General features: G+C 48.4%; 9 protein-coding genes and 2 pseudogenes. 1 reads left to right on the top strand and 10 read right to left on the bottom strand.

Annotated elements, in window-relative coordinates; genetic code table 11:
* A partial coding sequence (locus M2437_RS26600; RefSeq protein WP_499007241.1) for a transposase occupies positions 1-301 on the top strand: 301 nt, incomplete at its 5' end.
* Between the two features lie 705 nt (positions 302-1,006).
* Here the strand turns inward: M2437_RS26600 and trpS are convergent.
* The 10 genes and pseudogenes from trpS to M2437_RS26550 all read right to left on the bottom strand — a co-directional run bounded on the left by trpS (position 1,007) and on the right by M2437_RS26550 (position 9,658).
* Positions 1,007-2,029 (bottom strand): tryptophan--tRNA ligase, encoded by a 1,023-nt coding sequence (gene trpS, locus M2437_RS26595; RefSeq protein ID WP_253389742.1) that lies wholly within the window; start codon positions 2,027-2,029, stop codon positions 1,007-1,009.
* 272 nt (positions 2,030-2,301) lie between these two features.
* A pseudogene (locus M2437_RS26590) lies at positions 2,302-2,547 on the bottom strand (transposase); the annotation flags it as partial.
* A 1-nt stretch (position 2,548) separates the two neighbouring features.
* Positions 2,549-3,574, bottom strand: a complete 1,026-nt coding sequence (locus M2437_RS26585) for a pyridoxal phosphate-dependent aminotransferase (RefSeq protein ID WP_253389743.1) — start codon at positions 3,572-3,574, stop codon at positions 2,549-2,551.
* A gap of 47 nt (positions 3,575-3,621) precedes the next feature.
* Positions 3,622-4,095 (bottom strand): GNAT family N-acetyltransferase, encoded by a 474-nt coding sequence (locus M2437_RS26580; protein ID WP_253389744.1) that lies wholly within the window; start codon positions 4,093-4,095, stop codon positions 3,622-3,624.
* Between the two features lie 39 nt (positions 4,096-4,134).
* Entirely contained in the window at positions 4,135-5,097 is a 963-nt protein-coding gene (locus M2437_RS26575; protein WP_277570436.1) for a hypothetical protein, read from the bottom strand.
* Between the two features lie 94 nt (positions 5,098-5,191).
* Positions 5,192-5,811, bottom strand: a pseudogene (locus tag M2437_RS26570) (IS5 family transposase).
* Between the two features lie 88 nt (positions 5,812-5,899).
* On the bottom strand, positions 5,900-6,403 hold the full coding sequence (locus tag M2437_RS26565; RefSeq protein ID WP_253389725.1) for a MaoC family dehydratase: 504 nt from the start codon (positions 6,401-6,403) through the stop codon (positions 5,900-5,902).
* A gap of 1 nt (position 6,404) precedes the next feature.
* Entirely contained in the window at positions 6,405-7,229 is an 825-nt protein-coding gene (locus tag M2437_RS26560) for an HpcH/HpaI aldolase/citrate lyase family protein (RefSeq protein WP_253389726.1), read from the bottom strand.
* A gap of 46 nt (positions 7,230-7,275) precedes the next feature.
* Positions 7,276-8,493, bottom strand: a complete 1,218-nt coding sequence (locus tag M2437_RS26555) for an aminotransferase class I/II-fold pyridoxal phosphate-dependent enzyme (RefSeq protein WP_253389727.1) — start codon at positions 8,491-8,493, stop codon at positions 7,276-7,278.
* A gap of 79 nt (positions 8,494-8,572) precedes the next feature.
* Positions 8,573-9,658 (bottom strand): AMP-binding protein, encoded by a 1,086-nt coding sequence (locus tag M2437_RS26550; protein ID WP_253389728.1) that lies wholly within the window; start codon positions 9,656-9,658, stop codon positions 8,573-8,575.
* Between the last annotated feature and the right edge of the window lie 110 nt (positions 9,659-9,768).

Below are 9,768 nucleotides of genomic sequence, written 5' to 3'. Positions count from 1 at the left end.
CTTCAGGCGCTCCCGCGACGTCGGTCCGTATCTTGGCCTTGTTCCGCGACGCTACCAATCGGGCGAGGTCGACTACACCGGTAGCATCTCGAAGTGCGGCGACCGGCGGGTCAGAACGCTGCTGTACGAAGCCGCCAACGTGATGCTGACGCGCTGCAGGCAGCCCCTGAAGCTGAAGGCTTGGGCTCTGGCCATCGCGAAGCGCTCTACGATGCGCAAGGCCCGCATCGCTCTCGCGCGCCGGCTAGCGATCATCATGCACGCGATGCTGCGGCAGGGCACCGAGTTCCGACCTGCGTAGCGGCTGACATCACCGGACAGGAGGCCGAACCGAGCTCCCGAGCGGGAGCGACGCCCGAGGGAGGGAGCAGAAGATGGCGCCGATTCTGTAGCATGCGGCCTTGCGCCGACTGCGCTTTCAACCGAGCCGCTTTGCACCCAGCTGACCCCATCAAGTGCCGCACGAGCACGTAGAGAACGCAGGCACCCGAAAGCGTCGAACGCTCTGGATTGAGCTGCCGCCCATTGACTCATTAGAGAACAAAATCGGTGGGGAGCAGACCTTGCCTTTCTGCCAATCGGTCGTGTCTTGCAGAACCAGCACGGGGCTGTCGCTGGCACAGACGCGCTCACGCGTCGCCGCGAAGTGACCTGAGGGGGTCTGGGCTTCGCTGACGCGCTGGCTGCCGAAGAACCGATACGCTGCCTTCGAACGGCAGGCTGGCACCGAGGCTGCGATCCATCTGTGCGACGAGGCGATGCAGCCTTTGCCCCGTGCGCGCATCGCTGAAGGTGCACGCGGGGAGTTCATCCTCCCGCTAACACTGCTCGGCAGAGTTCATAGCGCACCTCGTCCTCTAGGGGATCTAGTGCAACTCAGTGAATCACGTACGAGCAGGTCGCGCAACGTCCCCGGGGCGTCAAGCCTGATGTGGGTAATAGGGAGCGTTACCGCGCGCTTAAGTTCAGAGGCTGGCAAAATTTTTTGGATCTATTTCGAAATTACTCAACGAGAAAGACTGAACAACGCTAGTCCGTCCATAATTTCGTGCTTGGTTTTTTGCGTCACCGCGTTCGCCTTCGCCGTGCCGTCGCGTAGCATGTCCATGACGAGATTTGGCGCTCGCGTTACTTCCGTACGGCGCTCGCGAATTGGTGCGATAAGTGCTTGCAGGATGCCAGTCAGCCGCCGCTTAAGAGCGGCGTCGCCAAGCCCGCCCCTCCGGTAGTGCAGTTTAAGATCTGCAACGGCCTGAAAGTCTGGATCGAACGCGTCGAGGTAAGTAAATACCACGTTCCCCTCAACACGACCAGGGTCGCTCACTCTTAAATGGTCGGGGTCGGTGTACATGCGCTGCACTGCTACTTCGATTTCTGCGTCGCTAGCCGAGAGCAGGAGAGCGTTGCCCTGGGATTTGCTCATTTTCGCTCGGCCGTCTATGCTTGGCAGGCGTCCAATCTCTGGGATCAACGCCTTTGCCTCCGGTAGGAGCTCTTTACCTGCTTGCCGATTAAGACGACGGATCAGTTCGTTAGTCTGCTCGATGATAGGGGCTTGATCCTCTCCTACCGGGACCAGGGTTGCCCGAAAAGCGGTGATATCTGCTGCCTGCGCAGCCGGATAGCATAGAAAGCCTGCCGGAATGTCCCGCCCGAAACCGCGCGCTTGAATTTCGTCCTTGATAGTCGGGTTACGTTCCAAGCGAGAGACAGTAACAAAGTTGAGATAAAGCAACGTCAACTCTGCCAGAGCGGGCAGCGCTGATTGTACGCAGATTGTCGAGAGCGAGGGGTCGATCCCGATGGCGAGGTAGTCGTAGGCTACCTCTAAAACGTTTCGACAGATACGGCCTGGGTCAGCGGCATTGTCGGTCAAAGCCTGCGTATCAGCGATAAGTACGTATTGGGTATGCGTGGCCTGCAAGGCAAGCCGGTTCCGGAGCGAACCGGCGTAGTGTCCAAGGTGCAATGGCCCGGTGGGGCGGTCACCAGTAAGGATGATAGGCGTGTGAGTCGTGGCTGATAACATGGATGAGCTCCTCTGCTTTGGGAGCCGCTGCCACTGATCGGAAGGAAGATCATAACCTAGCCGTCAGAATTAGCGGCATGGGTCATGAGGGAATGACGTGCCGCGCTAAGGAGCGCGCCACCAGAACCGGACTACGATGGCGTGTCGGCTAGTCATGGCTTAGCTATAGCATAATGTACAGCAAAGCCAAGTGATGGGTACCGCCCTTTTCGACGTGCTGATGACCGGAGCCTGCTTCCGCGGATATGTCGAGGAAACCTTGGTCCCAGCAGGTTCGGGCCGGTGGTAGAGCCCACTTTTTGGCCCGGACAGACGCACTGTCCAGACCGGTCCGGCTCAAGTCGATCTGCCCGGCCGCGTACAGCCGCTCCAGCAGCACCTGATGCAGTTGCACCCAAACACCTGCCTCCTGCCAGTAGCGCAAGCGGCGCCAGCAACTCATCCCCCCAGCCGCAACTCATCTCGGGAGGCAACATTTCCCAGAGCAAGCCTGAGCGCAGCAAAAACAGGATTCCGGATTTATCCGCGGATTATGGCCAATAGTCGGACACATTCTTCTTCAGATGCGACCGATACACGGTACCACCCGGCATGACCGAACGATGAACAGCATCTAACCCTAGCCTTTTGACTATCGATTACTTCGCTAAACCAACCCGCATCGTTAGGACGAATAAAGACGAAATTAGTGCATGATTTTATATATTTGAATTTACTCGATAGTGCAAGGTCGCCCTCAATTCTAGTTATCCATTCTCGAGTACGAGATATAACTTGTTCCAAGGATGTGTCCTGATCGAGCGCCAAAAGTGCAGCTGCTTGCGCGACCGAGCTCACGCGAAAAGGAAGACAGCGTGCTGTGACTGAGAGTCGCGCGATTAGCTTCTCGGACCCAACTGCATAACCTACTCTCAGGCCCGCAAGCCCAAACGCTTTAGAAAAAGTCCTAAGCATAACTAAATTCGGATATAACTTAATCAACTTTGAAACTGAATACTCTTCCTCTCCCGCGAATTCAATATACGCCTCGTCGACGACGACTATAGTATCCTCACTCCGCAAGCTCTTCAACAGTCTTTCTAGCTCGCCACACCCAATTAGCGTTCCACATGGGTTTAAAGGATTACAAATAAAAATAATACGAACGTCGCTGTTGAACGCCGATAAAATTGTATCCACATCGACATGATACTCAGAGAGAGCTACCTGTATGGCGTTTGCTCCAACAACCTCTGTTGAAAAGCGGTATCCAGGAAAAGCCGCCTGGAAAGATAAAGAAGCCTTTCCTGGTTGTAGCTCACTTAGACATAACATCAAAACTACTTCGTCGAGGCCATTGCCGACGAACACGTTGTTTACTCCCACACTATGTTTAACTGAAATTCTTTGCTTAAGCTTTCTGCATTCCGGGTCAGGATAACGGTTAAACGCAGTCTGAGAGAAAAGCTTATCATTTAAATATTCTAATTTACTTCTTACTCCCTCCCCCTCGCTCAAGTGAAACCTGAGAAGGTAACCATCGTCGCTACTGTGAATAGGCTGCATATCGTTATCTCCAATACATGATAGATATTTATCTTTATATATTATGCTTATCGCGAAGAGGCTTTGATAAATTTTGTATACTTCTTGCCCACGACTGGAGTAAACCCGTTGTGGCGATAAAATTCATGGGCACTTATATTATCGTTTTTACTACTTAGCCAGACGGCAGCTCCATTATTTATGCTTATACACTCAGCTTTTTTCATGAAAGCTTTGCCGATTCCCATGCGCCTGAAAGCCGGATCGACATAAACATACATAACAGCTGTATGATCAGACTTGATATTAGTTTGCATAAAGCCAACTCGACATCCACCATGCCTTGCAATATAAACCTTCTTATTCGAAACGAACATCCCAACAATACAATCAAATATCGACCTTACGCATATAATCACCGAAGCATTTAACTCTATTCCTGCTGATAAGTAAGATCTCAAAAGATATAGTATGTCGCTAGATTTCGCTAATGTAATATTATATGCAGTACTGGAAACGCTGTTTATATATATCTCAGCCATGTGCTTTCTCCAGAGCTTGAATCGTAGTTTGGAGATTAATTAACACTCAAAACTAATCGACTTTAGTAAGTGACTTACAACAAGCATGTCCCAAGATGCACTGCCAACTGAAAAGAATAATACTTGACGAGGCAGCTTTTCAATCCTCTGCAGCCTTACATCAGCTTGAAGGCTCACAAGGTGACAATTATCTAGGCCGGCCATAGTGATCGCAACTTCACAATCATCGACTATAATACTTCGGGTGCTATTTAGAAATGAGTCGTCAAACTCTCTATTATCACTAGAATACTGCCCCATACAGCATATTAATTCGGCTCTTCGAAAATTTTCGGCCTTCATTATAACATTTTTATCCGACGACGTTGCGGTAAAGACAATATCTGCATCAGTTGCTCGATTGTCATTTTGCATGAATTCTTCAAAGGAAAAGAATACATCTGGATAGAAAGAAGTGATGTCGGCCTTGATCCTGTCAAAGCTATTTTTGGACCGACAAATTATTGTTATGGATTCAACCTTGGTGACAGACAACACACCCCTAATAATGGATTTTGCAACTTCGCCAGCGCCATATATAGTAATGCGAGGGGTCTTGCGGCTACTATATAATTCTAATATTGTTCCGGCAAGAACAGAGCACTTGATTGCAGTCAATGCCCCTCCATCCATTAGGGCAAGTAAGCGCCCTGTTGTCGCACACATAATCGAAGCCGTTGCTCTAAGAGAAGGGGCTCTGGGTCTAAGTTTTTCAGCAGTATCCATCGACTCTTCAACTGAATAAATTCCTGCTTTTACTAAAAACAGTTCTAGGCTCTTACTTAAGCATAAAACAGCGCCGTACTCGCAAGACGACCAATCATTTTTTAACCTAAGTCGATGTTGAGGTGAATCCTCCCATCCCTGGTTGGCCTTTAATTTACCGATAGCGTCTGAAATAATATCTGGAATATCGGCACATGCCCACAGCCGATCTCCGTCCAAGTATTTGAGTTCATTCATTCTAAAATCCTAATCCGATATTTGTCTTAAAATCACTTAGGTTTCGGGCTCATAACTTCTAGCTGACAGTCTATACGATGCGGACGGTGGCTAGCTAGCTGGTAGCTAGCCTGTCGGATCGCGTGATAATGCGACGAAAGTCCTTGAAGTGGCCGAACATGCGCTCGATGGATTTGAGGCCCTTGTAGAGGCCCGGCGAGAAACACGGCTTCCACTGCCCAGTTGAATTTCGGTGGGATGTTGGGAACGGCTCCCGTCGCCTCGATCTGCTGCCGGATAGCGTCGTTGTCGTAGCCTTTGTCGGCGAGCACGATGCGGCACCGGGGCGAGCGCTTGATGAGTAAGGCTCCGGCCTTGCAGTCCGCGACCTATCCGCTCGTAAGCAAGAAGGTGAGCGGGCGGTAGAACGGGTCGGTGAGCGCATGAATCTTGGCTGCGCACCTGCTCCGGGAACGGCCGATGGCCTGAAATGTGCGCCCCCCTTGAACCGGCTGCGCAGCGATGCGCCTTCACGACGGAGAAATCGATCAGAAGACGATCCCAGATCCCGCGTTTGCGGCAGCGCCAGAGGGTGTTTCTGCACGTCGTGTGCGGCGCCCCATAGCCCCCCGGGATATTGACCCAGGGGGCGGCACGTTCCTTGCCAAGCACATCCATCGGCATAATTGGCTCGATCGTCGTGCACTCCGCATCCGACGGGTCAAACTGCGCCATCCACAATCTTCCCCGCCTGAAGGACTAACAACGGCACAGGTCGATCGCAGCGACCATTATGAGTTCACTACCGAGAGCCTAACACCCATCATGGATTTCCACACAACGGTATCAGAGCTGATCGGTTGAACGTCATGAAAATTGTACCGTCTGCCTTGAGTCCCCTTGTGTTAAACTCGACGATACCGACACCAGGCCTAGAAGTAGACAGCCTTTTGGAAGCAATCTCGGTTTCAGCATATATTGTATCTCCTACAAATACCGGAGAGACTAATCTTATATTATTCCAGCCAAGATTTGCTATTGATACGCCGCTTGTTGACCTAGTGCTTAGTCCGCCAACTATAGATAGCGTAACAAGACTTGAAACAACTATTTTCCCGAACTCTGTCTGCGATGCGTAATGCTCATTGATGTGCAACGGGTGATTATTATGACTTAGCAAAGATTGCCAAGTATTATCGGCGTCAGAAACAGTCCGCCCTGGCCTATGTTCGATTATCGATCCAACTTCAAAATCATCATAGTATATGCCTTCGATCTCCCTATATCTACCTTCTGCTACTTCTTTTAGAAGCCTGATGTTATGCATTTTATTTGACCCCTTCCAATATCTTTCTTGCTTTAGCTACGAAAGGTGGCCCTATCATAAGGCCATTAACCTTAATTATACTATCTCGACCAAGATCGTGAGCTGTCAACACCTCACGCGCCCATGATACTAAGCTTTCCGAGGGAACATACAGTTCATTTATTGTGGGTATTTGCTCTGGATGAATAGCAATTTTCCCGGTAAAACCGATCATTCGAGACCTGAGACAATCCTGTCGAAGATCGTTCAGTCCATCTAAGGAAAACGTCGGCGAGTCATAGCAATCTAATCCATATGCTTTTGCTGCTAGCACGATCTGCTGTCGCGCAAACAACAAGGTATCCCAATCGATAGCTGTGTCGGCTGACGATGCATAATCAGCAGCACCAAAAGTTAATGCAGACAGCCGAGAGGAGCTTCCAGCAATCTCCTGGCAGTTCTGTATTCCCCTAGGATGTTCAATCAAAGCCCATAGATTTGATTTGAGACCAGATTTAGTAAGTATGTTGTCGATACACGTGATATCAGAAGAGTCTATGACCTTTGGAATTACAATTATATCTGGATCAATGCCATTTTCTATCAGATACAAAAGGTCCGCAAGTCCTTCTTTTGTGCGCAAGCTGTTGATTCTGAGGGCGAATTTTGATTGCAGCTTACCGAGCTTGATCGAGCTGAGTTTTGACCGAGCTTTTGACTTCTCCGAACTTCCAACGGAGTCCTCCAAGTCCAGCAGGTTGATATCTGCCCTCAAATTGGCCAACATATCAAAGCAAACATTCTTTGTTGCTGGAGTAACAAGCAAACTTCTCAAGATTTTCGTCATGTTAACTCCCCTTATATGATTGTTGACTTAGCTGATTTACAAGTATTCAAATCAAGGAAGATAGAGCCCCAACGTACTCTCTGTAAGTCGACTCTGAGACATCGGCTCGAACCATAACTCTCAGCCCCTCTCTCCCAGTTGCCGCGACCGGGAAATATACGGGTGACGTATAATACCCCTTATCGAATAGTTGCTTGGAGATATTTATAGCTCGTTTTAGGTCTCCAATCACAATTGCTCTTACTGGTAGCAAACTACCTTCCTGCTCTGTTTTTACGTTTTCATCGAAGATCGATATATTAGATCTTAGTCTAGACTGTAGAGTCTTCAACTCGCCGGAGGAATGAATACCAATACACGCTTTGATAGATCCAAGGTTGGCCACACTCATACTCTGCGACCAGCACAGCGCTCCACCAAAATAATTGATAAACCTCTTGTTGTGACCTCTGTTAAGCATCACAACCCCGCCAGAACAGCCAAAGCCTTTTTCTAGAGATCCAGTTATTATAGTAAGGGCATTCATTTCATCTATGTTTGATCGCACATACCCTTCCCCCTTATCTCCTAACACAGAAATTGCATGGCTGTCGTCAAGCCAGCAGAAGAGGCCATATCTGTCCTGCAAATAAAGAAGAGCAGACAGATCTGTAGTTCCTCCCATTGAATATGCACCATCGGCAATGTAAGCTACTCGATCATATTTTTTGCATAGATCTTCTAGATAAGACATATCGTTGTGCGGGCATGTTATAACCGGTGCTTCATCTGCACACACAGGCTTCATAACATCCATGCAATAGTGTGATTTTTTATCGAAAACTGTAACACGGGGCTTGCCATCAATCAGATGTCCTGAAGATACTAATGGCAGCAATCCAGCTGAAGCAGTAGAGCAAGACAATGCAAGCAAGCATTCTGATCTGAATATATCCGACAAACCTTCCTGCACTTCGTTATAAAGATTGGGTTGGATTCTCGTCGGAGTAATCCCAAGCCCTGTAACTCCCTGATTTTGAAGCGCTTCAATCGCTCCGTTTATTACTTTCGGATGACGATTTAATCCGAGATATGAGTAAGAACTCATGTTCAGAACAGATTGAGTCTTATCATTAACGGCTAATGTGCCGTCCTTATTATGATTTACATAAAAATTCACCAGTCCAGCAGATTCCGCTGCACCCCAGTTTCCTTCGCTCAATCTCACCATTTTTGCAGTATTTCTGAACAGATTACGTTGAATTTTGTTCTGTGATCCGGTCATTTGTATGTCCTATCTTCAAACACGTTCTAACAGCTCGGCGCGTAAATAATTACGCATACGTTATGGCAAGATTCTATGATCAATAGACCCCTTGCGATCGGCCTTTTCGTAAAAGGGGAGGACTTGAAGGATCACCAATCCAGCCCCTTGGCGAAATCTGTGATAGGTATCCTATAGGCTTTATCTTTGTGGCAAAATCTCGCTCTAGAAAACCTGGAACCATGAAATCTGATGAAAATCGGTACGACTTAATCTGTCCGCGCTCGCCATATTCAACAATGTCTCCAGAACTCGACACAATTTCAAAATGCGTGTCCGGAAAATTTGGAGCATAAACGAATTTTGATTCTTCATCCGCGGAAGAAATAACCTGCATAGCGGGTCCTGTCATAACAGTCCCATAGGATCCTATAATCGGGATCTGATTTCCAAGCAGTCGCTTGGCCTCTTTAGCCGTTTGAGGCGATAATTCGATTCCCGCGTGCATCACTGCCTTCACATTCTTGAGGTCCGCTGCTGAAACTTCCGACAGAATGAGTTCAAGTATCTTTCCAGTAGTAAAGATGACTGAAACCTCTTGAGTTTGTAATATGTTCCGACATTGATCTATTATATGTTGAATATACCGATCATGAGCATCGATCATCTGCTCGCCTATCATAATCTTGATAAATGCAGGATCAAGATCAATTGCGAAGCACCCACCGCCTCTCATTTTCAGCAGAGAGTCAGCAGCATGCAGGTGATTGTGAGGACCGCTTGGTCCAGCCACAAGCCAGTTTGCACCTCTAGGAAATCCATAAAAATCTAGGCACCGATCAATGAACCCCATGTTTCGCGTCCAAGCGGGGTCAAACCAACTGCCGTATTTCGGTTGGCCAGTTGTGCTACCTGTTTGGACTGGCCAGAAATATTGTGATTGGAGCGATTTCGGTATAAAAGCAGACAGAGGTTCGTGGCGCAAAGCGCGCTCGAACTCAACACTTTCCTTTTCAGATTTGAAGGAAACCAATTTCTCGAAGCTATGAAAATCCTTCACTTCGTTAAAAGGGTCGATCCCTCTTATGGAGGCGTAATTGTTCCAGTAGGTACTTCCATTTAACGGATCAAAATGAGATTTTACAGTTTCGACCACAATATTGTCCAATAAGCCATGATAATACATTACCATCCACCTCCATTGCTGGCAAAGATACTTGTTATCCGAAACCGCCCGGCTTCTGTATTGAGACTTTGATCCGCTATTATGGAATAAATGATAGATGATCTCGAGAT

The sequence above is a fragment of the Methylorubrum pseudosasae genome, from assembly GCF_029504475.1.
Classification (GTDB): domain Bacteria; phylum Pseudomonadota; class Alphaproteobacteria; order Rhizobiales; family Beijerinckiaceae; genus Methylobacterium; species Methylobacterium extorquens.
The sequence above is the reverse complement of the archived record's forward strand: the minus strand, read 5'-3'. Positions and strand labels throughout refer to the sequence as shown.